Origin of the sequence: Desulfohalobium retbaense DSM 5692, assembly GCF_000024325.1 — a bacterium.
Lineage (GTDB): Bacteria > Desulfobacterota > Desulfovibrionia > Desulfovibrionales > Desulfohalobiaceae > Desulfohalobium > Desulfohalobium retbaense.
Window position 1 is genome coordinate 1,124,862 of the sequence record NC_013223.1, and the last position, 25,009, is coordinate 1,149,870.

The window sequence follows — 25,009 nt, forward strand, 5'->3', positions numbered from 1 at the left end:
ATACGGGGGGGAACGTATTGCAGTTTTGCTGCCATTGGGAGTCGTTCAACGCCCTGTCAGATAATGGCTTGGATCGGCAAAGGCAGTGTGTCTCGGCTCGTGAGCACCGGGCAGGCCAGGCAGGTTTCGCGGGTCGGACGGTGTGGGCATTCGTGGCATTTTGTGGCCAATTCGATGGCGGCTTCGATTTCGCTGTGCAGTTTTTGGTAATCTCGGATCTTTTGTTCCAAAAGTGTCTTTTCCTGGCGCAGGTAGTGTACGACCGTGGTTGAAGCCTCGGCCCCGGTCTCGCTTTGGCCCCTGACCCGGTAGATGTGTTCGATATCTTTGAGGGCCAGCCCGGCGTCTTTGAGTTTTTGGATATAAAAGACTGTGTCCGCGGCCTGTGGCGAGAAGAGGTAAAATCCTCCCGGGCTCCTGTCGGCCGGATGGATAAAGCCTTTTTCCAGGTAATAGCGTACCGTCCTGACGGTGACCTCCGCCTTGGCGGCCACCTCGCCGATTTGCAGCAACTGGGGTGTGGGTGCGACAGGCATAGTCTCTTTTGACTATACAGTTACGTAACCGTCAAGATGCAAAGTAAGCTGCGACAGTGTCCTGAACGGGGTGGGAAATCCCTGGATCGCTTCAGTGCGAAGCGGATCTGATTCGACGGGTGACGTGAAGAGCGGTTGTGGCTATGGTCGGAGTACCAAGGCCTTTCCAGAGTTGACAGTGCGCTTTTTTCCCAGGAATGGGGGGTATTTTGAACAACAAAGAGACCACAATTATGTCTACCGTGAAAGGGAATGAAGAAAGCGCAGTGCTGGCTTCGCCCAAACGGATCGTCCTGGAGCCGACCACCCGCTGCAATTTGGCCTGCCGCATGTGCGTCAAGCAAAGCGGCGAGCAGGCCATCTGCGAGGGGGATATGCCCCCGGCCACCTTTGCTCATCTGGCTTCGGTCCTGCCACAGGCGGAGGCGGTCACCTTCAGCGGCATCGGCGAACCGCTTTTGCATCCCCGGTTGGAGGAGTTGATCGCCCAAGCTCAAACGCTTCTTCCGCAGACGGCGCAAATCGGGATGCAGAGCAATGGGGTCCTGATGACGCCGCAACGAGCCCGCAGCCTGCTCCAAGCCGGGCTCAGCAGGATCTGTCTTTCCGTGGACGGGTCATCCCCGGAACTCTTTTCCCGTATCAGGCGGGGAGGGCAGCTCGGGGATCTCGAGCAGGCCTTTGCCATTCTGGATCGGGCGCGACGGGAAAGCGGACGCTCCCTGCAGCTTGGGGCCCAATATGTGCTGCAGCGCGACAATGTTGAGCAATTGCCGGCTGCGGTGGAGTGGGCCGCCGGACAAGGGGTCGATTTCTTTCTGGTTACCCATCTTCTGCCGTACGGCGAAGCAGCACTCTCCCAGAGCCTTTTCCCCTTGAGTACGGATGCTTCCAGGGCGTTATTCCAACGCAAGCGCCGGGAGGCTGAACAGCAGGGGCTGGATTTATTTCACTATTTCCAGGTGCGGTGGAAGTACAACAAATCGTCCGCTGAAAAGCGTCTGGTCCGTTTTGTCGAGGATATGGTTCAAGAAGCCGCGAACCAGGGCATAGCCCTGAATCTGGGGCTGCTTCTTCAAGAGGCGGATATCGCCGTGGACGAGGTGGAATCGAGTTTTGTTCGGGCCGAACAGCGGGCGGCGCAGTGCGGCGTGGAGCTGTCTCTGCCGGCGTTGGCTCCGACCTTTCAACGCCACTGCGCATTCGTTGAAGACGGGTGTACCTTCATCGCTTGGGACGGCAGTGTCCATCCCTGTTATTATCTGTGGCACACGTATTCCACTTGGCGCAAAGGGCAGCGCAAACCGATTCAGGCCAAAGTCTTCGGCCATGTGGACCGGGAGGATTTGAAAGCTGTTTGGAATTGCCCGGAATACAGGAGCTTTCGCAAACAGGTTGTGAGCTACGAATACCCCTATTGTTGGGAATGTACATTTTTCCCTTGCAACATGGTGGACACCGACGCATTTGAAACGGATTGTTATACCCTGGAAGTTCCCTGTGGCGACTGCCCCTGGGGACAGGGCATCGTGCAATGCCTGCGCTGAGCCGGGCGCAACAAACAGGCTCATCGTATTGTGCTTGGGTCCAGAAGTCTTTTTTATCCTGCATTGGAAGGGCGTAGGGTCTTTTGAGGGTTTGCATGCCGTCGTTGAGGCGGAAGGTGTATAAGTTCAAGAGCGAGGAGAATGAGTATGGGAACACAGGATACCAAGGATGCCACGCGCCGGGCGGTGCGAGAGCAATACGGGCACGTCGCTCAAGAGGGCGAGGGATGTTGCGGCCCGGGGTGTTGTGGAGCGGCAGCTACGGATATCAAGGATCTGTCCGCCCAACTGGGATATAGCGAAGCAGAGCTTCAAGCCGTGCCCGGTGGGGCCAACATGGGGTTGGGATGCGGCAACCCCCAGGCCATCGGTGCCCTCCAGGCCGGGGAAACTGTGCTGGATCTGGGCAGTGGAGGTGGTTTCGACAGCTTTTTAGCCGCCAGGGCTGTCGGAGAGACCGGCCGGGTCATCGGGGTGGACATGACCCCGGATATGCTTTCCAAGGCTCGGGCCAATGCCGAGCAGGGCGGTTACGCCAACGTGGAATTCCGGCTGGGGGAAATTGAACACCTGCCTGTTGCCGACGCGTCAGTGGACGTGATCCTTTCCAATTGCGTCATCAACCTTTCGCCGGACAAACCCCAGGTGTTTGCCGAAATGTACCGGGTCCTACGCCCCGGGGGACGGGTCGCGATTGCGGATGTGGTTGCCCGGTCGGAATTGCCGGAGACGATTCGCACGGATATGCGGTTGTACACCAGTTGCATCGCCGGAGCATCCTTGGTCTCCGAGATTGAGAACATGCTCGAAGTCCAAGGATTTACCCAGATCCGTATCCAGCCCCGCGACGAAAGTACAACCTTTATCGCCCAGTGGGCCCCAGGCACCGACGTGCAGGACTGGGTGGTTTCGGCGACGATTGAAGCGGTGAAACCGGGGGTGTGATCGGCCCCGGTATTTTGGTGGGCGACGGTCATACCTTTGGCCTGACCGTATGCTTCTCGACTTGGCAAAGCGAAAAGAGGGGGCTCCACTGCGTTTGTCAGCCCCCCCCTCCAAAAGGGGTGCATTCGCTACTTGCGACCGGCACCTTGACAAAGCGATAGGTGGGGTCGAGCCGGCCCTAAGTCCTGCCTTTGGCTTTTTTCATAGGCGGCAAAGAAGCGATCGAAGGATTTGTTGTACCTCGAACAGCGCAAAGCCAGGATATTGTTAGCCAAGTCGACTTTCCACCAGGCTCCTGAGCGTTTGAGCCGTATGTGGCTTATAAATTTGTTAGCGCTTTCTATGGCCCCGCTGCCCAGAGGATAGCCGCCCCGCTTGGCTTTCCCGTAATCCATGCGGTCCTTGTTCTTTGACAAATACGAGCACAGAGCGTCTCGCTTCTCTGCTGCCTCGCCGGTGAGCTTCATTCGCCTCAATCCAGCGAGAACACTGCTCAGTTTATTTTGAAAGAGCCGATTTGTCGTTTCACGCAGCCACTTGTCCCGGGCTGCCTTGTCAGCAAAGCGGGCGTTGGCAAATTCGTGGATATGTTCTTGGCAATGGTAATAATCCAAAATTTGCCGCGCGTCTGGGAAAGCCTCTTCCATCGCCTCCCATATCCACCCGGCTCCGTCGCCTATACAGCAGATCCGAACTTTGTCTTCCGGGAAAAGGTTTTGCTGTTTAATCTGCTGCAAAAAAGATTTGAAGCGGTGTTTGTCGCATATCTGATGCCAACTCAGCACTTGGGCTAAATGCTGCCCATCAAGCAAGTAGACCCGTATACCTTTGGCCTCTTTCCACGCATTGGGCTTGCCCTTTTCTGTTCGAGTTGGGGACATGGCTCCATCTGCGGCGAAAACAAGCACCGGCCTGGCTTTATTGGGGCGGGTAGCCTGTTCGATAATCTCATGGATAGTTGCTGCTTCTGGGCTGATCTCTTCAAGTCGAGCATGGGCGGCTAGTTCATTGGTCAACTCATGAACTGTAGCCTGGGAGAGGGAAAGACCATGCGTATCGTACAAGATTTCCGCTGTTTCATCGAAAGGCACCGACGAGGCCACTTTGGCGACAATTTTTTGGACGTCGTATTGGTACTTTCCCTTTCGAATGTTCAACGCAGAGACGTACGGTTCATAAAATTTATCGCAATTTTTGCATTTATAATAAGGTGAATCAAATGATATGGTTCCGTAAGTAGTTTCAATATGTCTCTTTAATTTGTTATTATGACGACACTTGCAACCACATAGAGGGCATTCGAAGCCAGAAAAGTAATGCTCTAGCTTGGTCTCAATGATCGCTGAAAGCATCTTTGGATCGATATTGTATAGCTTATGCACCCGGAGCTTTTCAATATTTCCAAACAGTGACATCCCGAGTACGTCAATTATATCGTATACGTAGTCAAATAATTTTTTCATATCGCTAAAGTACTTCCGATGAGCACGGTCTTTATAAATATCGCTCTGATTTAGAGCAGACTGCATGGTAATACCTCCGGTAGATTTGCGGAGATATTACAGTATTTACCGAAGCTTTTCAATAAATAACAGTTGGTTATTTAGCAATTTGGCTTTTTAAAAACGGTCGCAGCTAACGAATGCACCCAGCCTGGCCGTATGCTTATCGGCGTGACAGAGCGAAAAGAGGGGGGCTCCACTGCGTTTGTCAGCCCCCCTCCAAAAGCACTCTCGAGTCGGAAGAATCTTCGTGGTTCCTCCGTTTAGAGCGTACCTGGCCACGTGAATGACCATGTTCCGGAGTTTGAAAATTTCATATCCCTAGAGATTTTAGGCTAGGCACTATTGTCCCAAATCAGTGTCTATCGAAACTGTAACCCGGACCACCCGGACCAAGGAATCATAAAAAACACATGCGAAACCAGCTATTTAGCTGCTAAGCCGATTGATAGCTCTCCTCCGAAAGTTGAGTTATATTAATATAACTCATTCAACACTATGGGCCTCTAAGAACATAGCCTTTTCTAGGGATGTGAAAAAGTCTTGATACGGTTTTGGGTCAATGACAGGTCTGTCTTGGTATTGAGCATTTGCTCTTACGAGTAGTTGTGATTTTCCGCGTTTTCGAACTGTTACAGTCATCCTTAGAGCGTAGCGATTTAGTTTAGTTGCGGTAACAGTTCCAATTGTTTTGTCTGCCTTGTCAATGACAAAGCTTAAATCTTGCAATGTTGAAATGACAGTTCGAAGTGTTTTTTCCTTTTCAGTGGTGTCAAATGCTCTAGTTTGTATGCTCCTAAGCTGTACTTGGCTTTCGTTCGAATCAAGCAACCTTTCCTGGGTAGTAGCACATCCTGAAATTGTAAAAATAAAAAGAAATAAAACTATCAAGTATTTTTGATTCATATCTTATGGCCCTCCAGAAAAAGCGACTTGGAAAGTTTACTATAAAATTCTTGATATACTTCAGGCTCAGAGATACATTCTTTTTTTGTTATCTGGCCACGAGTATTCCAAACAATACGTTGAAATGTAACACGTACTGAAACTCTCTCCTTTTCTTCCCCTACTTTTTTTGTAATAACTGAGGCGCGCATTTTTTGGGTGTCATCAATTGGAGTTGCTGCACCTGTCAGCGCTGCTACCAATATCGATGCTACAACTTGACCAGCTTGAGTGGCATCTCTTTGTTTTGAGCCGCACAACACTCCGAGGCTCGTTTCGCTTTCATCAATGTTAAACCCCAGGTCTTGTAGCAAGCCTGCACAGGAAGATAGCACTTTTTTTTCATCATCCGTATCATAGGTTTTTGTCTGTAGCTGTCTATATTCAAGAGATTGCTTATTTAGTTGCAAGGCTCCATCAGGAATTTTTGGCTGGCAAGCTGAAACAAAAACAAGAATTGACATTAAGGCAATTAATCTGAAAACATATTTAAATTTCATCGTCTGTGCCTATTTGATTAAAATCTTGAAGAGTGGTATGCTACATCTCTGACTTTGCTATGCCCATCATACTTTACTATGATAGTAAGTGTGCGTTGTGTTGTTGTAGAAGCACCTGATTTTGATTGACCTCCTAATATAAGTATGGTTCCATATGAGGAGCTTTTTGAATATACATTAGATGTAGATATTTTGTCATATATCCAGACTTCACGTCCTTTTTCATCCGTAGAAACTATATTTGGTGATCCTAAAGCTTCTGCAACTTGCGAACTGCTCATACCTGGTTTGATCTTTCTTTGCACCTTCCCAACAGTTAAATTTTCATCAGTTGCTTGATTACCAACGACTGACTTATGGTGCATTGCACCACATCCACTTACTAAAAACAAAATTGAAATAAAAAAAATAATTTTTTTCATACTATCTCCTTAAGCATTGCTAAAATTAAAATAGATTTGAAAATTGAATTTAAGTTTATTGTCGTCAATTGCAAGTTTTTGTTTTTTTCATATTTTATCCATGTCCAAAACCCCTTTTGAGCTATGCATTAATTAAGTTCTAATAATTCATAGAAACGTTAAAATTTAAATAGCGTCATAAAGTTGCGATTATATTTATTGTTTGGGATATGTGAAGCTATTATGCATCAGAATTGAGCTGATTATTTCGGCCCTCATCCTAGCCAAGTAGTCCTTATTTCAGGCCCAGTATTTTAAAGTGTATATTTTTCTTCCCATTCTTTTGAGCTCATCCCCTCTATCACTACAATACTATACAGTATAATAACCCACGAAAACATGGTTTTTGCATGAAGCACGGTTTAGGCTTGGCACTGATTACCTCTCGACTTTGATCCTCATCAGTCAGCACTGCCTTGATTAGTCGGCAGTGACCATGTGATGACCAGCTTGCATATATGGTCTTTGTTGCTTTTCAATAAATTGAGTCCTATCGCCAGAAACTAAACCGAGAGTTCAGAAGATTGGTTTTTTGGCCTGCGCAGAAAAAGTCCTTCTCTATGGCTTTTGGAAAATAGAAGTTAACCAAGAAAAATAAAATAAACAGGCGCTTATATAGCGCATTAAAACGCGCCAGATTTTGCTATCAGAATTAGCTACCGGGGGCAAGGGTGGTGGAAGTCGAAATGTACCCAATTTGACAGGGTTACGCGTGAGAGTGAGGAAAAACTGTCAGTATCGGATTATACCCATTGAGAAAGGCAAGGAGGAGCGATCTGGAAGGAGTTGAGCGGGGGGGTGGGATGTAGGAAATGCCAATGCTCATGTCAGACAGTGAAGAGGCAAATTTCACTCGACTTCATTGCCATGGGCCCATTAGAGCCCATACTCTCCCTTGATGAGCACCACGGAAATCCGACCTGCTGGCCAGCTCTTTTCCGTGATCGACCATACGTTGCAAATGCGATGAGGGCTGTTGCAATCCATGCATTCACCAGTCTGTGCACAGGGAGTGCTAGCACCAATGCGCTGGGCGTTTTGCGGCGCGGCTATTAGTCGTACTCGGGCCATGGCCTGGTCCAACCCCTCCACAATTTTGTTCGTGCCGATCGTCAGAATGACCCGCCGTGGCCCCCAGACAATGCCGCCCACACGGTTTCCGATCATGTCCAGGTTCACGAGCTGGCCCTTGGAGGTGAGGGCATTGGTGCCGGTAAAAAAGATGTCAGCCTGGAGTGCGCGACGGCGTCGTTCCAAAATGCCCTCTGGGGCCAAGCCCCTTTCGAACGTCTCAAGAAATTCCCATCCATGAGAACCGGCCATTGAACGAAGATCATCGAGCACACCTGTTGCCTGAAGGGTCAATGAATCACCGTAGGACACCAATCCAGGGCCTATTTCCGGCAGGATCGTGCGCAAAATGGTGTCCCGGGCCTCTTTAGGGCTCTCGACGGTATACACGTTGAACTTGTTGAGCCTCAGGGAATTGACTGTCTGCTCTAAAAGATCACTGGCCATGTCCGCCTCCCTCGCTGGAATGTTCAGGAGAGGAGTCAATATCCTCAAAAAGGTCTTTGATTCCGACCCCAAGACCTTCCGCTAAAATAGCCAGCGTTTCCAGTTTGCAAAGTTTGATTTCTTCTCCACGGGCTCGAAGAATCAAACGTGACGAGAGTCCCGTTTGTTCGACCAATTGGGCTATCGTGACCCCTTTCTCTTCCATCAGTTTTTTGACCAGGCTTGTTGGTCCCTGAATCGCCTGCCGTCGCTCCCGGATCGACATCTGACCACCTCCTTGAAAAAAGTGGCCAAATATACCTGAGATTACTTGACGGTGTATATGTTAATAAATTAACACAAGAAAAAACAAAAAGGAGGAAAGGATGCCCAAAAAAACAATTCCCTATGAAATCAAAATGAGAGCAATCGGCGAGGTGCTCGCCGGGGTTGACCGTTTGACCACGGTGGCCGATCGCTACGACATCAGCCCCAGCCACCTCAGTCGGCAAGTCAGCAGGATCCGGAGGCAGCATGAATATGGCAAGCTTGATAGTCAGCAACAACCAGACTCGGAACCACCCCACAAAACTCAACAGGAATCGTTTCAAGAAATCTTGAAGGAGATGAAGTCAATAAGTGATCAGCAGCAAGCATTGTATAAAAAAGTTGAAAATATTTCTGCTTGTTGGCTACAAGCTGCTACTGGCAAATAAAAATTGTTGGCAAAATTTTGAATAATTTTTGGTTACAAAATGCATAGTAAAAAGGCATGTAAAATACTGAGTATTTTGCATGCCTTTTCGCATAGTATTGCGAGCAAAAAAGAAAACATTCTTCCACATTACACGTATACTTTCTTCCACTGTTACAGCGAGAGAAACGAAAATGTGGAAGAATGTGCAGCCGGTCAAGAGTTACTGGACGCAGTAACGCTTGATGAGCGTCAGCTCAAGGCTGCACATTGCTCGCAAAAATACAATATGCTGTCAATAAAAATATGATTCCAATAATTAACCCAAAGAACCAAGCGCACATGGTTCGGCATCCCGAACCATGTGCGCTTGGTTTTTTGGGGCTTTTGTAGCAAATGTGTTTAAAATCAAATTCGTATTTTTTTGACTGCACAAAATAAATTTTTGTATCCTATACAAAAAAATGGAGAAAACTATGGATACAAAAAATGCATATGCAGTCATTAAGCGAGCACGGCAAATTTTGAAATCAGCAAAACCACGGCATGTAGCGCAAAAAACACACCAGGATTATATGAACCTAGGGGCGCGAGTTATGAACGACAAGAAGTTGCTGAAAGAAGCGCGCACCGCAAATACATACTATAAGCGATTATCTGCATATAATTATTGCGTTGATTACAGCATTAGATCTTTGTTGGCCAAGCAAGATCGAGAGCAAAAAACAAAAGCTCACGGGTGGACGGGCACAGTCAAGCGCCTTGAAAGAGCCATCCGGGAATATGACGAAGCCCAAGCTATTAAGGGTGATAAACCCACAGACTTTGAGCCCAAACAATCAAAACGTAAGCATGTGCGTGGACTTCCACCTCAGTGGACACAGCAGTATTGGGAAAATGTCGACAAAGGCAACAAATATGCGCCGGTCATTGCTTTGCTGCTCATTTCAGGTGTTCGGCCCGCGGAGCTACAGAAGGGGGTTCAGATCACATTTCACGAAAAACATGTGGTTCTTTTTGTGACTATCTGGGGGGCAAAATGCCGAGGTGATGGCTCTTCTGGCCAAAAAGAGCGAGTTGTCGCTTTTGATTGTGAAGGGTTGCCGCCAGACAGTCCGGAGATGTTTCTTGTCCGTCATTACCTTGCGCAACCCAATGCTGCAGAAGATGGCGTCTTTATTCAAGCAAACGCCAAGGCGCTCTATAATTATGTATCACGCCTGAGCCGCAAAATTTGGCCCAGGCGCAAGCATCACGTCACCCCCTACACATTCCGGCATATACTTTCAGCCACCCTCAAAAAATCAGAACGTTTCGATGACGAGATGATAGCTAAGGTGCTTGGACATGCCTCTTGCCGGAGTCAACTTGAGTACGGATCAGTAAGGCAAGGCGGGAGAGGAAGCTCGATCCTGGATGTGCGGGCCGAAAAAACACCACGGCCTCACAAGAATCCAAACAAAAATCCTCGGTAGTGCTGGGCAAAAAAATCAATACGTCTGTTTATTAAAAGCCTTGTTTATTTTTTGACTGATTGCATATAGAACGGTATACTGTATTTAAAATTTAAAATGGAGGTGAGAAGTTATGAAGTAAGGACTAAAAATTATGGAAATGGCGTGGGATTCGGTAACAATCGCTAAAGGAGTAGATATGGATGATTTATGGACAGCACAGGATGTAGCAGACACATTAGGACTTGACGTACAAACTGTTTATAAGAAGGCTAGCGAATTGGGCGGGGTCAAATTTGCCCGAAAATGGTTCTTTGACAAAGACATAGTGCGACAGAAACTCTTTGGAGAAGCGCTGAAGGAGTGTGTGAATGCCGAGCAAGAAAAAACGGAACGGAAAGATGGTCGGGTGGTTAGCGCAAGTACGGCGCCAAGGTGTGAACAAAAGCCGAGTCTGCGCAACACGGGAAGAAGCGTTGGCACTCGAGGCGCAGTGGAAGGCCGAGATCAAAATCGAGGAAGAACGGACAACCCCCACGGTCTTGGAATGGGGTAACGATTACCTCGATTTTTCGAAAAAGCGTCACAGCGAGCGCACCTACGAGGAAAAGCGGTATGCGTTGGATTTATTGGTCCGAGCTGTTGGCGGCGAGACAGAAGTCCGGCATATAACCGTGGGCAATGCCCTGGCTATCCTGGACGATGTGGCTGAACGGCGGAGTGGGTATGTGGCCAACCAAGTGCGCAAAAATCTGCTTGCGGCGTGGAACTGGGGCAACCGCTATCTGGACAAGTGGCCGGACATGGCGTCGCCATTTGGCAAGGTGGAGCGCTACAGCTACCAGAAGCGACCGCGCGTCGTGCCACCCATGGAGGATGTCCAGGCGGTGTTGGAAATCATGGATGAAACCGACCGGGCCATGCTGCTCGCCTACCTCCATACGGCTGCGCGCCGGGATGAGATTTTCCGGTTGCAATGGGAAGACATCGATTTTGCAAATTCCAAAATCGCCCTCTGGACACGGAAACGTCAGGGTGGAGCGTGGGAAGCGGATCGAATCCCCATGACCCGGGATCTGCGCGAGGCCTTGCTCAAAGAGCGGGGCAAAGGCAACGGCCATGGGCTTGTGTTTTGCCGCGAAGGCGGCCGCAAGTACCAATACCGGCGGCATTGGATTCCCTATTGGTGTGACCGGGCTGGGGTGCCCTTGTTCAGCTTCCACGGGATACGGCATCTGGCTGCAAGCTGGCTCGATGCTCACAATGTGCCGCTGACCACGATCCAGGCGGTCCTGCGGCACAAGTCAGCGAACACCACGGCCAAATACCTGCATGAACTGCGTGGCGTGCAGGCGGATCTGGATAATGTGTTCAGCGGCCAAAAAGCCAAGGTCACGGAATCGAGTAGGAGGGGGCCTTGCGGCCCCCGTCCTCTCACACCACCGGGCATACGGTTCCGTACCACGGCGGTTCACCTGACACTTTGAGCTTTGCGAAGTTGATCTTGCAGTGACACGAGTCCAAGTGAATCAAAGTATTTCTTGGGGAATGCCTGGTTCATATGCGATGCGCCGGAGTTCCACCATGGCCCGCGGCCGTTGATGGCGGATTTCCAGGCGCGCTCTTCAGTCAGTCCCCGGCGAATCAGGTTCCTTGCTCGGGCGTAGGGTCGTTTCCAATGCCGCCACAGGATATTGCGCAATCTGCGGCGAATCCACATGTCCAGTTCTTCAAAAACTCCCTTTACCTCCGCCAGCTTGAAGTAGTTCATCCAGCCTCGCAGTTTCGGCGCAAGGGTGTCTATCGTCTTCTTGAGCGACCGTCCCCGCCCACGTCGAAATTCCTCCCGTACCGCCTGTTTCAGGCGTTTGACCACACTGGGCGCAACCTTGAGCCGCGGCTGCGTATGCCAGGTCATCGAGTACCCAAGGAATTTCCTTTTCCATGGCCGGTCAACCGCGCTCTTATCCGCGTTGACCCTCAACTTCAACCGCTCTGTCAGAAACCGGGTGATCGAGGCCATTGCGCGTTCGCCGGACCGTTTTGTTTGCACGTAGATATTGCAGTCGTCGGCGTATCGGCAGAACGCGTGGCCTCTGCGTTCAAGCTCCTTGTCCAGGTCATCCAGAAGGATGTTGGACAAGAGCGGCGAGAGGGGGCCGCCTTGCGGCGTGCCCTCCTTTCGTTTCGATGCAATTCCCCCCTGCATCAGCCCCGCTTGCAGGTAACGCCGGATGAGGACGAGCACCCGCTTGTCCTTCACCTTGCGGGCCACGCGCGCCATGAGCACGTCGTGGTTCACGCGGTCGAAGAACTTCTCCAGGTCCATGTCCACGACCCACCGTTTGCCGGCGGCAGCATGCTCCCGTGCCTTGAGCACGGCCTGATGCGCACTTCGACCGGGCCGGAAGCCGTAGCTGGATTCGGAGAAGTGAGGGTTGAAAATGGGGGAGAGCACCTGGTGCAGCGCCTGCTGTATCAGGCGGTCCAGCGCCGTCGGGATGCCCAGTTGGCGCACCCCGCCGCCGGGTTTAGGGATTTCCACCCCGAGCACCGGCTGCGGCTCGTACCGTCCGTCCAGCAACTCCTCTTTGATTCGGGCCCAGTTGAGCGTGCAATATCCCCATACGTCGTTGACGCTCATGCCGTCGACTCCGGGGACGCCTTTGTTGGCGCGTACACGCTTGTAGGCCGCAAGCATGTTCTCGCGTCCGACCACCGCTTCCATCAAACTCTGCTGCTCCGGATGGGAGTACTCCTTCGTTGCCGTGACGCTTGACGCACCACTACCGTACTCTCGGGGATTCCGTCCCCTACCCTCGGGTGTGGCGACGGGCGTCCCAGCCCGTCCTTCTGCGGCTCCGTTCGTCATCGAAATTTCGGGCTCCCGTCCCGTGTTAGATGTTCGGGCCTTCAGTCCGGTCGGGGGACCTACTATGCACTCGGCTGACTTCTGCCCGCCCGTCCCGACGCCTCGCGACGCCGGTAGCACATGGCAGGCGGACAGACCTCCCCGGGTAATGCGCACCCACCTTCACGCTTATGCCCGCCGCATATACGTCCATGCTTTCCGTACAAGTACAGGGCTTTGAAGATAATGGACTCCTTACCCGGCATGGCCGCCTCGTATGCGATTCCTGTTCGTCAGGCCAGCGTTTTGCCTGCGGCTTCCTTCAGATCCCACCTCGCGGTGGACACCCTTGCCGTCCGGCTAACAGTTCCCCTTGTCGGGCCTGTAGAGGACTTTCACCTCCAAGTGGGTGCGCCCTGCCGGGCGCACCATAAAAAAAGCCTCCGGTAGTGACGATACCGAAGGCTCTATCTGATGGCAGCAATCTCGAATTGCAACCACTTTGCAACCAAGAAACCAAAATGTGGCGTCCCCAAGGGGATTTGAACCCCTGTCGCCGGCGTGAGAGGCCGGTGTCCTGGGCCAGCTAGACGATGGGGACGCATTTTTAAAGTGGTGGGTCGTGCAGGGATCGAACCTGCGACTCTCGGCTTAAAAGGCCGATACTCTGCCAGCTGAGTTAACGACCCGACCAACGAGGGCAGGTTTTAAGGAAAACCGGGGCTTCTGTCAACAATGAAGACCCCGATTTTTTCAATTTTTGGGGGTGATCCGCTCGAGCCCGCCCATATAGGGTTTCAGCGCCTCCGGGATCGCCACCGAACCGTCCTCTTGCTGATAATTTTCCAGCACCGCGACCAATGTGCGTCCTACAGCCAGGCCGGATCCGTTCAATGTATGCAGGAATTCAGCCTTTTTGGCCCCGGCGCGTTTGAAGCGAATGCCGGCGCGACGGGCCTGGAAATCGCCGCAATTGGAGCAGGAAGAGATCTCCCGGTATGTGTCCTGCCCGGGCAGCCACACCTCGAGATCGTAGGTTTTGACCGCGGAGAAGCCGATGTCGCCCCCACAGAGGGTGACGACGCGGTAGGGCAGTTCCAGGCGCTTGAGCACAGTCTCGGCATGACCGAGGAGGTTTTCGAGCTCCTCAAAGGAATGGTCCGGATGGGCAAATCGGACCAGCTCGACCTTGTTGAACTGGTGCTGGCGGATGAGCCCTTTGGTGTCCTTGCCATAGGACCCTGCCTCGGAACGGAAACAGGGGGTGAAGGCGGCGTAACCGCGCGGCAAGTCCTGCTCGTCGAGCACTTCGCCGGCGTGAAGATTGGTCAGCGGGACCTCGGCCGTGGGGATGAGGTAGTACTCCCATCCTTCGAGCTTGAAGAGGTCTTCCTCGAATTTCGGGAGTTGTCCAGTACCGCGCATGGTCTGGCTGTTGACGATAACCGGCGGCATGACCTCGGTGTAGTCGTGCTCGGTGGTCTGGATGTCGAGCATAAACTGGGCGAGAGCGCGTTCGAGCTTGGCTGCCCAGCCCCAGTAGACCGCGAAACGGCTGCCGGTGAGCTTGGCGGCGCGTTCGAAATCGAGACCGCTCAATTGGACACCGAGTTCCCAGTGTTCTTTGGGAAGGAACGAAAAGGTGGGCAGCGCGCCCCAGGTGCGCAGTTCCTCGTTGTCGGCATCGTCTTCGCCATCGGGGACACTGGTATCAGGAATATTGGGCAGGGAGAGCATCCAGTCCTGGACCTCGGCCTCAGCCTCCTTGGCCAGAGCATCGAGTTCCTTGATGCGTTCGGCTGCTTCACCCATGGCCTGGATGAGGTCCTCAGCGTCCTCGCCGTTTTTCTTGCGCTGGCCGATCTGTTTGGAGACCTCGTTGCGGCGGCTTTTGAGGTCTTCGACTTCCTGGAGGTATTCCCGGCGCTTGGCGTCGATGGCCTGAAAGGCGTCCAGATCGAGGTCCATATTCCGTTTGCGCAAGGCGTCCTTGACGGTTTCAGGAGACTTGCGCACGAATTTGAGGTCGAGCATAGGCGGTGTTCCACATCGGGTTGGGGTTGAACGGGGAAGAGCGCCCCTGACAGGCGAGTCAAGCTGCGCCGTATGTATGCCGTTTGGGCGCGGTTTGTCAAAATTGGTCCTTTGAGGAATTGCGGCATGGAGGGTGGCGTTGCCGGGACTTGTCTCCGGCCTGGAAATAAGGCGCGGCGTGATTCTTGGGCTATTGGTGCGGCAGGGTGCGCATGAAATAAGGCCCTGTAGCCGAGGCTACAGGGCCATGGGGTTCTCAGGTGAAGATGGGGTTCTTCAGTCTGATGGAGTCGCTTATGAGGTGACTGTGGGCACAGTCATGCCGTGGTGGAAGACATAGGAGACAATGATCCCCACGGGCACGATGAACAGGAACAGGGCAATGAAGTAAACGAAAACCATCCGCCCGAACTTGGCCTCAGCCAGCTTCTTGAAGTCCGTGATAGCGCCGATACTCACGAAGGTCAGCATGAAGAAGAGCTTACGCATGCCCTTTTCCACTGGCATGGCGCCGACCTTGGCGAATTCCTGCATCTCGGGGGAAACCAGGAAGAGCAGAGCGACATAAACGAACCAGGTGAAGAGGTAGCCGAGCACGAATTTCGGGAATCGATGCCAGACCTCGGAGAAGGGGACCTTCTCGCCCTGTCTGTGGTCGATGCGGTAGACCCAGATGAGTGCGAGGATAAAGGCCCACAGGCCGATGAACATATCGATCCAGATCTTGGTCATGACTGCGCTGGTGGTGATCCAGCCTTCCTGCCACTGGGTGCCATCCTGGGCGATCTTCTTGTTGCGCATCAGTTCGTCAAGGACCGCGCCGGCAGCGGCGTCAGCGCCGTCGGTCTTGACGGTCATGCCAAGGGCGGCGCCAGCCACGATGGGTTCGTCCATCATGGTGCCGGTGAAGATCGGCGGCAGGACAACGAGTTCGATCACGGCGTAGACCACGATCAAAGCCGAAACCATGACCACAACCAGGGGTTTGGCCCGCACAGCGCCACCGGTGGCCACAGCAGCGGACACACCGCAGATGGAGATACCGGAGGAGAGCACCGCGGCCATCTTCCGGGGCAGCTTGAAGCCGCGCCGGGCGATGAGATAGGTGCCGGGCCAGAAGATCAGGTAGGCCACGATGGTCGCGGCGGCCCCGGCCAGGGCGAGTTCAAGCACGAAACCGGCGGCCTTCAGGGCCATGTAGCCGACCTTGACGCCCAAAAAGACGATGGCCGTCTTGATGTACCATTCCGGCTTGGCGGCTTCACTGAGGAAGCGGGCGAAGCCCTTGAAGAAGTTCCCGATGATCAAGCCGACGATCAGGGCCAGGATATAGGACGCCCCGCCGCCCAGGGAGAGGCTGAAGTCCAGGCCGAACTTGGCCCGGTTGGTCACGTTGGCGGCGAAGAAGGCGTGGTGGCCGATGACCCAGACCATATAGGTGATAGCGAAGATCGCCGTCCAGCCCAGGAAGTATTTCTTCATGTCCAGTTTCTGGAAGTACGCCCCGGTGCAGGTGGCTGCTGTGAACAGCAGGTAGGTCACCAGGATACTGCCGATACTGCCAAGGCCCTGGTACGCGTCACCAAGCGGGCTGACGGCGTTGGATATATTGACCCATTTCGAGGGATAGGCGACCCAGCCAACGAGGTCGATGCCGCCGAAAATCGACAGCAGGCCAAGGCCGAAAAAGATAAACCCTAGCCAAACGGCCCACCAGTCCTCCTGGGTGGCCATGCCGGAGTACCAGCGCCTGTTTTGAAAGGCAGGCGATGCCATAGAGACCTCCTTCAAAATCCGTTATGTGTGAACGTCGATAGTCCGATTGAAATAATGGGGCATGTACTGCCGGATCCAGCCCGGCAAGGTGCTGTTGTCAAAATACATCCATACCCGGTGGGTTCCGGTCCCCTGATACGACCCATGCCCCTTGATGGTCCGGGTGACCGCGACGTCGAGATCCTCCAGGGAGTCTCCGGAGGCGGTGACGTGCTCATTGGAAGCGATCCAATTGGCGCCGTCGTGGCGCAAGACCATTTCAATCACTGTTTTTCCCTCATTAGTGCAGCAAGAAGGTGTTGATCAGATACCCGAAGATAACCAGGGCGATAATCGCCGCGGTAAAGGAACCGAGCACCAGTTTGGTCTCGATCGGTTCCCAGGGCTCAGCGCCTTCGAACACATCTTCGGCATCGTATTCACCACCGGTGAGCGAGCCTTTTTCCTGTTCAGACATGTAGCCTCCTTTTGCATTGAACGTCATACTGCCTCGTGCCTTTCAAAGCAGGCCCGGCGATATTGAGAGGGAGCCGGAGCTGGGTGCCAAGCCCGCTTGCGGCGCTCCATTAGCAACTGACGTGCCAAGAATGACATGGGGTTGAAATTGATGTGTGACAGGGATCGACGGGCGAGCGGGGGGGCTTGAGGTGCCAACTCGCGTTTACACCTCGCTGCTGCTCGGCTACACTTGTCATTTATCGTAAAAAGGAGGAAACACCTTCCCCCATGCGCTGGAAGACACTGACCATCCAAACCAAGTTCCTGATCGGGCTCGGCACAGGAGCACTGTTGCTCGGGCTTATCTTTGTGGGAATCCTGTATTTTCACCTCCACGCCCTGTATGTCTCCGAGGTCAGCGAGAAGTCGAATCTGATTTTGAACAATGTCGACGCGGTGCAAAAGTATGTGCGTACCACTCTGCGCCCGACCATGTTCGAGGAATTGCCGAGACAGCAGTTCATTATTCAGGCCATGTCTTCGTCCTACATCTCCCGGCAAGTCATGGAAGGCCTTTCTGCACCAAATAACGCCGAGTATTACTACCGGCGCGTGGCCTTCAACGCCCGAAACCCGGACTACGCGCCGAACGACTTCGAAAAGGAGTTGATCCGCTATTTCCGGTCCAACCCGAAGAGTTCGCACTGGGAAGGGTTTGAGACGCTCAACGGCCAGCGCTTTTATCTCTCGGCGCGGCCGGTGACCTTCACCAAGCGGTGTATGCAATGCCACGGCAAGCCCCAGGACGCGCCGAAGGAGCTTTTGAAAAAATACGATACTTCGCGGGGATTCGGGCATACGGTGGGAGAGACCAGTGGCGTGGTTTGCGCCGGGTTTCCAGTCCAGCATGCTGTGGCTCAGATCAAGGACACCACGCTGGGCTACCTGATGCTCTATCTGGCGGCCATGCTCATTTTCAGCGGTATGATCTCGGTCTATTTCCAGCGCCTCATCGTCCACAATCTGCAACGCCTGACAGGCGTCTTCCGGCGCCATTTCCCCGGTGAGCGCGAAGAGCAACTCCTGGACAAGCTCCAGGACCACGATGAGATCGAGGAACTCATTCTCGGCACCGAGGAACTTGCCGCCTATCTCAAGGATACCCGGCGCCAACTCATAGATTACGCGGAAAATTTAGAGCACCGTGTTGCCGAGCGGACGCATGAACTGCGCCTGGAGGCCCAAGATCGCCATGCGGACGTCCATCTCTTCGTCAACCTGCTCGACCACCTGAACAACAGCCAGGACACCAACGATCTCCTGCTCAAGACGCTGGAACTGTTCGGGCGCCGATTCAAGGCCAAACAGGTCAACTATTATTGTTTGGCGCTGTCCAATCAGGCCTTTGGATGGCCCGACCCCAACAGCATCGCGCCTTTGCCGGAACAGTGGAAGGACTTTGCCCTGGAAGGGCATCTCCATTTCGACGGCCATGCCGTGTATATTCCGGTGCGATCCCAGGATCAGCTCTGGGGAGTGCTCAGCCTGGTCTGGGAGACGGACCCGCGGGAGCGCCATAGTGAAGAGGTTTTGCTGGCCCTGGGACAGCAGGTCGGCATCTCGCTGGAGAATATCCACGCTCTGTATGATCTCATGCGCCAAAAGGATCTTTTGCAGTCGGTCTTTGACGGCATTTCCGATCCCCTGTTGTTGGTGGACGGGCGGGGCAGTGTGCTTATCGCCAATAGCGGGGCTCAGACGTTTTTGGATACCGACGGCGAACAGAAAGCCAATCCGGCCATTTTGCGGCGGGCCCTGGGTCTGGAAGGCGACGGCGAGCCAGTGCTCGAGCGCACGTTAACCGAAGGCCGTCCCTGGGCGCAGGATATCACCTTCCCTGACGGGCGCTCCTTTTGGGTCAGCGTGTATCCCTTGCCCAAATTCGAGGAAGTCATGGACCGCGTTGTTGTCTATGCCCGGGAAAACACCTCGGAAAAGCAGATGCTGCAACAGGTCCAGCGCGCAGAAAAACTCAGCGCCGTGGGAAAACTCGCGGCTGGCCTGGCCCATGAGATCAACAACCCCCTCGGCGTCATCCTGTGCTACGTGGAATTGCTGCGAACTACAGTTCAGGACGATCAGGCGCTCTCTGATGTGCAGACCATAGAAAAACATGCCAAGCAGGCCCAGAAAGTGGTCCAGGATCTGCTCAACTTCGCCAGACGCAAGCCATCCCCCAAGGGAGCCTGCCACATCAACGAGGTCGTGGAATCCATAGTGGATGTGTTTTCGGTGCAGACCGCCGCCCGGGAGATCACGCTGGAGACCGATCTGGGTGAAGGGGTACCCACCGTGAACGGCACCTGTTCGATCCTGGAGCAGATCATTTCCAATCTGCTCATGAACGCCATGGACGCGGTGGATCCCGCTGAGGGGAGGATTGTGATCCAGACCCGTCAGGAGGCCCCGGACACCGTGCGGGTGCGCATTACCGACAACGGCCCCGGCATCAGCAAGGACGACATGGAGAAGATCTTCGATCCTTTTTATACGACGAAAAGCGTCGGGGCTGGCACCGGGCTTGGTCTGGCGGTGGTCTACGGACTGGTCGAGGAACTGGGCGGTCGCATCGATGTCGAATCGAAAGCCGGGGCAAGTTTTACGATCCGCTTTCCGGCCTCGGCAGACCAGTAGCGTTCCAGACGAATTCCAAGAGCGGCGCAAAGGTCGAAGGCCCCCCTTCCTCGACAGGAATGAGGCATCCCAATCGGGATCAAAATCGGGATCGGGATTGCTGACCGGGGCCGCTGACCTTTGAGAGCAGTCTGAATAAACAGCTATGGCAACGGTGCGGTTTGTATTGGGTTTACGAGAGTGAGCGGAAAGACGTGATGATTTTGAAATTGACACTACCTCAGGAGGTCGCCGATGTCTGAGACGGCAGAGGCTCCTGTATTCGATATACTGATAGTCGACGATGAACAGGATTTTGCCGTGGGCCTGAAGCGGATTCTCGAACGGGCCTTTCCCGACTGCACCTGTCTTGTCGCCCATGACGGGGAGCAGGCCCTTGCTCACCTTTCCCAGCGCCGCATCGGGGTTATGCTCACTGATCTGCGCATGCCGGGTATGGATGGGATGACGCTTTTGCCCAAGGCTCTGGACATCGATCCCTTGGTCAGCGTTGTGCTGCTCACGGCATATGGCAGCATCGAACGCGCTGTCGAGGCCCTCAAAGTGGGCGCCTACGACTTTTTGACCAAGCCCGTAGATTATCAGGACCTGCAGCGGGTGGTGGAAAAAGCACTCGAGCGCAGCCGGTTGCTGTGGGAAAATCACCGGTTGCGGGAGAAGGTCGGCTCCGGCGCATCCGGGTCCCGCCTGGTCGGGGAATCCGCGGCCATGACTCGTTTGAAAGACCACCTGGAGATGGTCGCGGCCACGGACTACACGGTGCTCGTTCTCGGTGAATCCGGAACCGGCAAGGAATTGGTGGCCCGGACAGTCCACGAGATGAGTCCCCGAGCCAACCAGCCGTGGCTGACTGTGAACTGCCCGGCGATCCCGGATCAACTCCTGGAAAGTGAATTGTTCGGCCATGTCCAGGGGGCGTTTACCGGGGCCAACCGGGAGCACAAAGGGGTTTTTCTGACAGCAGACAAGGGAACCTTGTTGCTCGATGAAATCGGAGACATTACTCCGGACATCCAGACCAAACTCTTGCGCGTCTTACAGGAGCAGGAGATCCGCCAAGTCGGGGCGAGCAAGAGCGTGTCCATTGATGTGCGCATAGTGGCGACCACGAATCAGGATCTGGAAGACAAGATCCAGGACGGTAGTTTTCGCGAAGACCTTTTTTACCGTCTCAATGTCCTCACCGTCCGAGTGCCGCCCCTGCGGGAGCGCAAGGAAGACATCCCCCTTCTGGCCCACGCCTTTGTCCGCCAGACCTGCCAGGAAATGGGCACGGATCCCAAGGAGATCCGTCCGGAGGCGATGTCGCTTCTCAGTGCCCGGAACTGGCCCGGCAATGTCCGCGAATTGCAGAATTTTATGCGTAAGCTGGTCGTCTTTTCCGGACAGGGGCCGGTAGACCACCATGTGGTGCGCATCGTGGACGGCGGCAACAGTCAAAGCCCGGAGGAGCAAAGGATTTTGCCCTACAAGGAAGCCAAATCCCAGGTCGTGGACGATTTCACCCGTTCCTATGTCCAGGCGGTGCTCCGGGAGACCGAGGGCAATGTGTCCGAGGCCGCCCGACTAAGCGGTCTGGAACGGGTTTCATTACAAAAGATTCTGCGGCGGCTGGATATCCAGGCCAAGGATTTCCGGCAGCCCTCATCGTCGTGATGAAGGGGGAGGTTATGGAGATTCCCATACCGCTACTAACGCGACTGGGGGAGAACCTGGTCCGGCGCGGCTGGTGCCTGGCCACGGCCGAATCCTGCACCGGAGGACTTGTCGGGCATTGGGCGACCTCGGTGGCTGGGAGTTCGAACTGGTTTGCCGGCGGCATCATCGCCTATGCGAATGCGGTCAAACGTGAGCTGCTCGGGGTTGCCGAGCAGACCCTGGCGGAGCATGGCGCCGTCAGTCAGGTTGTGGTCGAGACCATGGCCTGTGCGGTGGCCCGACAGTGCCACGCCGACTGTGCTGTGGCGCTTTCCGGGGTGGCCGGACCCGGCGGAGGCTCGGAAGCCAAACCGGTGGGCACGGTCTGGATCGCCTGGCGGTTGCCGGAGGCGGTGTATAGTGAACGGTTTGTATTTCAGGGCGACCGCGCGGCGGTCAAAAATCAGTCCGCGTTGATGGCCCTGGAGCGATTGGAAACGTATGTGCGTCAATAGAACGCTGGATGGGGCGAGCCTCAAACGGCAGTCTCCCCGTCGCCGGGGCCGAACTCCTGTCAGGAAGCGACCGGCTGTGAGGCCGAAACGACGCGGAGTGTCGGTGCAAAGCGTGCAATGCGAAACGCCGCGGTGGAGCGCCGGGGCGAGGAGAAAGGAGAACATATGTCCTGTTTTCGGGTTGTGTTTCTGAGTCTTGTCTGTGTGGCCTGTTGTGCTGTTTCCACTGGTCTGGCCCAGCAGTCCGTCTCGTTCGACGAGGGGTTCCGTTTGACCGCCCCCCAGAACTGGGTGGTTCTGGACCGGGAGGGAGCGGGAAAGATGAAGGAAGAAGTCACCGGGTCCAACGGTCAGGATCTGAAAGATATCCCTTTCGATTATGTCCTCTATCCCCGGTCCGGAGCACCTCTGGACTACCCCTATATCCTGGTGCGCGTCCACGACCAGGGACGGGTCCCGGAACCTGAGATCCAGCAGATGAACAGTCAGATCAAGGCCAACCTCAAAAAATCCGATTCCGCAGAGCATATCGCCAACAGCACCTTGAGCGATTTTCACTACGAAGCGCAGCGGCGTCTGTTGCGCGCTGACATGGATTTTGCCCTCAAAGGGGCCGGCACCCTGCGTATGGCCAACGCCATGTACTACACTAATAACGGTCTGCTTCAGCTGAGTCTTTTTTGTCATGAGGACGAATCTCCGACCTGTCAGCCCAAGTTCAAACGCATGGTGGACAGCGTCCGTATGGAGGAAGGCTACGGCTATGCCAAGAGCAAACTTGACCAGTATCCGTTGTTTCGGGGCATCAATTTCCGGGAACTCGGTCGCGTGCTTGGGACCTCCTTTGCCATTGGCGGCGTTTTGGTCCTGATTTATGTCGTCTTTATGCGGCGCAAAAAGTAAGCTTCCGAACGTGGAATGCCACCGGGACGGGATGGCAGACACGGTGCCGCCTGATTGCGACAGAATTTCGGGAGGCGAACGATGAGTCAGCGGTTATTTATTGGACTTCCGCTTCCGCAAACCTATCAACAGGGATTGGAAGCACTGCGGGATGAATGGGCGCCCAAGCTACGGTCGCGTCTGAGCTGGACACGGCCCGGCAATTGGCACCTGACCCTGGCTTTTCTCGGTGACACACGCTCCGCCGAGGCCGAACGGGTGCGCCAGGCCCTGGAAGCTGTGCACAGTGCGCCCATCACGCTCCAAGCGGCCGGGGGCGGCGCTTTCCCGCCGGGCAAGAAGCCGCGGGTGCTCTGGGTGGGGTTGCAGCACGGCAGGCAAGAAAGTGCGGCGCTGGCCGACCAGATCTGGTCTGTATTGGCCCCATTGGGGATACAGCCGCCCGGGCGGCCTTTTCGGGCCCACTTGACTCTGGCGCGGGTCAAGCAGGAACGCGGGGACAGCTGGGAGGCGCTATTTCGGAGCCTTGGCGAGAAGCAATGGCCCTCGTGCCAGATCGCCGAGTTTGTGCTTTGGCAAAGCGAATTGACACCCAAGGGGCCAGTTTACACCGCGGTCCAGCGGTATGCCTTGCGCGATCGCCATGCGAGCGGCGCATCGCCATGACTGTGGATATTTTCTCTCGGTCTGGCAAACGAATTGCTGACTGAAGCGTCCAGGTTCCAGCTTGTATTCCGGCAGGGACCTGGACGTTTGTCTTTGTCTCCGTGCACACCCCGGGCCTGGGTTTTGGGTGCTGGTTCCGGAATTTTGCCCCTCGGCCTGGAAAAGGCGCGTGGTGTGGGTTGGAGGCAGAGACCGTTCGCCTGTTCGCGCGCAAGGCAGGGGTGACGATTGCTCTCCTGGCGCAGGAACCTTCCAGTCCGGAGGCAAAACCCCGGAACCAGTTTGGGGCGGCTGTCTGGGTGCTGGTTCCGGAATTTGCCCTCTGGCCTGGAAAAGGCGCGTGGTGTGGTTTTGAGGCGGAGGGTGTTCGCCTGTTCGCGCACAGGGCAGGGATGACGATTGCTCTCCGGGCGCAGGAACCTTCCAGTCCGGAGGCAAAACCCCGGAACCGGATCGGGGCGGCAGTCTGGGTCTGGTTCCGGAATTTTGCCCCTCGGCCTGGAAAAGGCGCGTGGTGTGGTTTTGAGGCGGAGGGTGTTCGCCTGTTCGCGCGCAGGGTAGAGGTGACGATTGCTCTCCGGGCGCAGGAACCTTCCAGTCCGGAGGCAAAACCCCGGAACCAGTTTGGGCGGGAAGAGAGCGCGATCAGGTGAGCAGGACGGCCAGGATGCCGGTCAGGAAGATGCCGTCAAAGGTCCCGGCGCCGCCGATGGACAGAAACGGGGCGTCCAATAATGGCCGGGTGCGCGGGGACAGCAGGTGCAGGAGGTCAGCGCCGAGCAGGGTGCCAAGGGTGCCGGCGATATAGGCTGTCTGGGGTTGCTGTTCCAGCGGGGTGAAAAGCCAGACCGCCATGACAGTGACTACCGGCGGGATCAGGACTGGAACCCCGATTCCCACTCCCTGGATCGGGCGAGCGGTTTTGTATGTAATGCCGGTGACCAGGGCCAGACACAGGAGCAGGGATAGGGAAACCCCGATGGTCTGCAGAAAATACAGGGACAAGAGAACGGGAATAAGACCCCCGCCGACATTGAGCCCGATACGCTGCTGGGTGGCCGCAGTATTTTGGGGTTGCGGCAGACGCCAGTAGGGACGCCGTAATCTGGAAGCGGAGGATTGGGGAGATCGGGGGCGTGGACGTGTGGCCACGGGAATGTTGACCATGCTGCCGAACAAGATAGCGAACAGGACCAGGACTGCCTGATTGGGATTGAGTCCCAGTTTGGCAAAGGCTATGCTGATCGCTCCGACCTGAATCAGGGCGAACAGGAAGACCAGCCCAACGACAAGAACCAGGGCGGCGAACATCAAAAACGGGAAATACAAGTACGGGGGCCTCGGCATACAGGCTCCTTTGTTGTTCTTATGAACAAGTGGTAAGAATTCTTCTCCGAGATTGGTTGCCCGGCT

The 25,009-nt window shown here is 54.6% G+C and carries 23 protein-coding genes and 2 tRNA genes; 10 read left to right on the forward strand and 15 right to left on the reverse strand.

The window, feature by feature from the left end:
• Positions 1-56: 56 nt before the first annotated feature.
• A complete protein-coding gene (locus tag DRET_RS12925; protein ID WP_015751395.1) occupies positions 57-536 on the reverse strand; it encodes a MerR family transcriptional regulator in 480 nt (159 codons plus the stop codon).
• A 233-nt stretch (positions 537-769) separates the two neighbouring features.
• Between DRET_RS12925 and DRET_RS04780 the strand changes: the two genes are divergently transcribed.
• Complete coding sequence (locus tag DRET_RS04780; protein ID WP_015751396.1) at positions 770-2,083, forward strand: radical SAM/SPASM domain-containing protein; 1,314 nt, start codon at positions 770-772, stop codon at positions 2,081-2,083.
• Between the two features lie 147 nt (positions 2,084-2,230).
• Positions 2,231-3,028: an arsenite methyltransferase gene (locus DRET_RS04785; protein ID WP_015751397.1), complete on the forward strand. Its 798-nt coding sequence runs from the start codon at positions 2,231-2,233 to the stop codon at positions 3,026-3,028.
• A gap of 128 nt (positions 3,029-3,156) precedes the next feature.
• Here the strand turns inward: DRET_RS04785 and DRET_RS13320 are convergent, their stop codons facing one another.
• From DRET_RS13320 to DRET_RS12930, 6 genes are all read right to left on the reverse strand, one after another.
• A complete protein-coding gene (locus tag DRET_RS13320; protein WP_015751398.1) occupies positions 3,157-4,557 on the reverse strand; it encodes an ISKra4 family transposase in 1,401 nt (466 codons plus the stop codon).
• A 459-nt stretch (positions 4,558-5,016) separates the two neighbouring features.
• Positions 5,017-5,436, reverse strand: coding sequence for a hypothetical protein (locus DRET_RS04795; protein WP_015751399.1), 420 nt, complete (start codon positions 5,434-5,436; stop codon positions 5,017-5,019).
• Positions 5,433-5,975, reverse strand: a complete 543-nt coding sequence (locus DRET_RS04800) for a hypothetical protein (protein WP_015751400.1) — start codon at positions 5,973-5,975, stop codon at positions 5,433-5,435. The genes DRET_RS04795 and DRET_RS04800 overlap by 4 nt, the downstream gene beginning before the upstream one ends.
• A 17-nt stretch (positions 5,976-5,992) precedes the next feature.
• Positions 5,993-6,397: an outer membrane protein assembly factor BamE gene (locus tag DRET_RS13325; protein WP_015751401.1), complete on the reverse strand. Its 405-nt coding sequence runs from the start codon at positions 6,395-6,397 to the stop codon at positions 5,993-5,995.
• 915 nt (positions 6,398-7,312) lie between these two features.
• The gene (locus DRET_RS04805; protein WP_015751402.1) at positions 7,313-7,954 is read right to left on the reverse strand and encodes a lactate utilization protein; all 642 of its coding nucleotides are present in this window, start codon (positions 7,952-7,954) and stop codon (positions 7,313-7,315) included.
• Entirely contained in the window at positions 7,944-8,219 is a 276-nt protein-coding gene (locus DRET_RS12930; protein WP_015751403.1) for a helix-turn-helix domain-containing protein, read from the reverse strand. The genes DRET_RS04805 and DRET_RS12930 overlap by 11 nt, the downstream gene beginning before the upstream one ends.
• Positions 8,220-8,319: 100 nt before the next feature.
• On the opposite strand from DRET_RS12930, the gene DRET_RS04815 reads away from it, so the two are divergent.
• From DRET_RS04815 to DRET_RS04825, 3 genes are all read left to right on the forward strand, one after another.
• Entirely contained in the window at positions 8,320-8,649 is a 330-nt protein-coding gene (locus tag DRET_RS04815) for a hypothetical protein (protein WP_015751404.1), read from the forward strand.
• Positions 8,650-9,103: 454 nt separating this feature from the next.
• Positions 9,104-10,102 (forward strand): site-specific integrase, encoded by a 999-nt coding sequence (locus DRET_RS04820; protein WP_015751405.1) that lies wholly within the window; start codon positions 9,104-9,106, stop codon positions 10,100-10,102.
• Positions 10,103-10,452: 350 nt separating this feature from the next.
• Complete coding sequence (locus DRET_RS04825) at positions 10,453-11,568, forward strand: tyrosine-type recombinase/integrase (RefSeq protein WP_015751406.1); 1,116 nt, start codon at positions 10,453-10,455, stop codon at positions 11,566-11,568.
• On the opposite strand, the gene ltrA is transcribed toward DRET_RS04825, so the two are convergent.
• From ltrA to DRET_RS13645, 7 genes are all read right to left on the reverse strand, one after another.
• The gene (ltrA, locus tag DRET_RS04830) at positions 11,553-12,809 is read right to left on the reverse strand and encodes a group II intron reverse transcriptase/maturase (protein WP_244147912.1); all 1,257 of its coding nucleotides are present in this window, start codon (positions 12,807-12,809) and stop codon (positions 11,553-11,555) included. The two genes, DRET_RS04825 and ltrA, sit on opposite strands and share 16 nt — an antisense overlap.
• A 647-nt stretch (positions 12,810-13,456) precedes the next feature.
• A tRNA-Glu gene (locus DRET_RS04835) sits at positions 13,457-13,533 on the reverse strand.
• Positions 13,534-13,545: 12 nt separating this feature from the next.
• Positions 13,546-13,621 (reverse strand) — tRNA-Lys (locus DRET_RS04840).
• A 64-nt stretch (positions 13,622-13,685) separates the two neighbouring features.
• Positions 13,686-14,966: a serine--tRNA ligase gene (gene serS / locus DRET_RS04845; protein ID WP_015751407.1), complete on the reverse strand. Its 1,281-nt coding sequence runs from the start codon at positions 14,964-14,966 to the stop codon at positions 13,686-13,688.
• A gap of 294 nt (positions 14,967-15,260) precedes the next feature.
• Positions 15,261-16,742, reverse strand: coding sequence for a putative sulfate exporter family transporter (locus tag DRET_RS04850; RefSeq protein WP_015751408.1), 1,482 nt, complete (start codon positions 16,740-16,742; stop codon positions 15,261-15,263).
• 21 nt (positions 16,743-16,763) lie between these two features.
• Positions 16,764-17,000 (reverse strand): DUF5395 domain-containing protein, encoded by a 237-nt coding sequence (locus DRET_RS04855; protein ID WP_041282308.1) that lies wholly within the window; start codon positions 16,998-17,000, stop codon positions 16,764-16,766.
• Between the two features lie 22 nt (positions 17,001-17,022).
• A complete protein-coding gene (locus tag DRET_RS13645; protein ID WP_015751410.1) occupies positions 17,023-17,199 on the reverse strand; it encodes a hypothetical protein in 177 nt (58 codons plus the stop codon).
• 269 nt (positions 17,200-17,468) lie between these two features.
• Between DRET_RS13645 and DRET_RS04860 the strand changes: the two genes are divergently transcribed.
• The 5 genes from DRET_RS04860 (at position 17,469) to thpR (ending at position 23,596) form a co-directional block, all read left to right on the forward strand.
• Positions 17,469-19,874 (forward strand): c-type heme family protein, encoded by a 2,406-nt coding sequence (locus DRET_RS04860; protein WP_015751411.1) that lies wholly within the window; start codon positions 17,469-17,471, stop codon positions 19,872-19,874.
• Between the two features lie 234 nt (positions 19,875-20,108).
• Complete coding sequence (locus DRET_RS04865; protein ID WP_015751412.1) at positions 20,109-21,530, forward strand: sigma-54-dependent transcriptional regulator; 1,422 nt, start codon at positions 20,109-20,111, stop codon at positions 21,528-21,530.
• A gap of 14 nt (positions 21,531-21,544) precedes the next feature.
• Positions 21,545-22,027 (forward strand): CinA family protein, encoded by a 483-nt coding sequence (locus DRET_RS04870; RefSeq protein WP_015751413.1) that lies wholly within the window; start codon positions 21,545-21,547, stop codon positions 22,025-22,027.
• Positions 22,028-22,192: 165 nt separating this feature from the next.
• On the forward strand, positions 22,193-22,930 hold the full coding sequence (locus tag DRET_RS04875; RefSeq protein WP_015751414.1) for a hypothetical protein: 738 nt from the start codon (positions 22,193-22,195) through the stop codon (positions 22,928-22,930).
• 81 nt (positions 22,931-23,011) lie between these two features.
• Positions 23,012-23,596: an RNA 2',3'-cyclic phosphodiesterase gene (gene thpR / locus DRET_RS04880; RefSeq protein WP_015751415.1), complete on the forward strand. Its 585-nt coding sequence runs from the start codon at positions 23,012-23,014 to the stop codon at positions 23,594-23,596.
• Positions 23,597-24,241: 645 nt separating this feature from the next.
• Here the strand turns inward: thpR and DRET_RS04890 are convergent.
• Positions 24,242-24,943, reverse strand: coding sequence for a DUF1614 domain-containing protein (locus DRET_RS04890; RefSeq protein ID WP_015751416.1), 702 nt, complete (start codon positions 24,941-24,943; stop codon positions 24,242-24,244).
• Positions 24,944-25,009 lie beyond the last annotated feature (66 nt).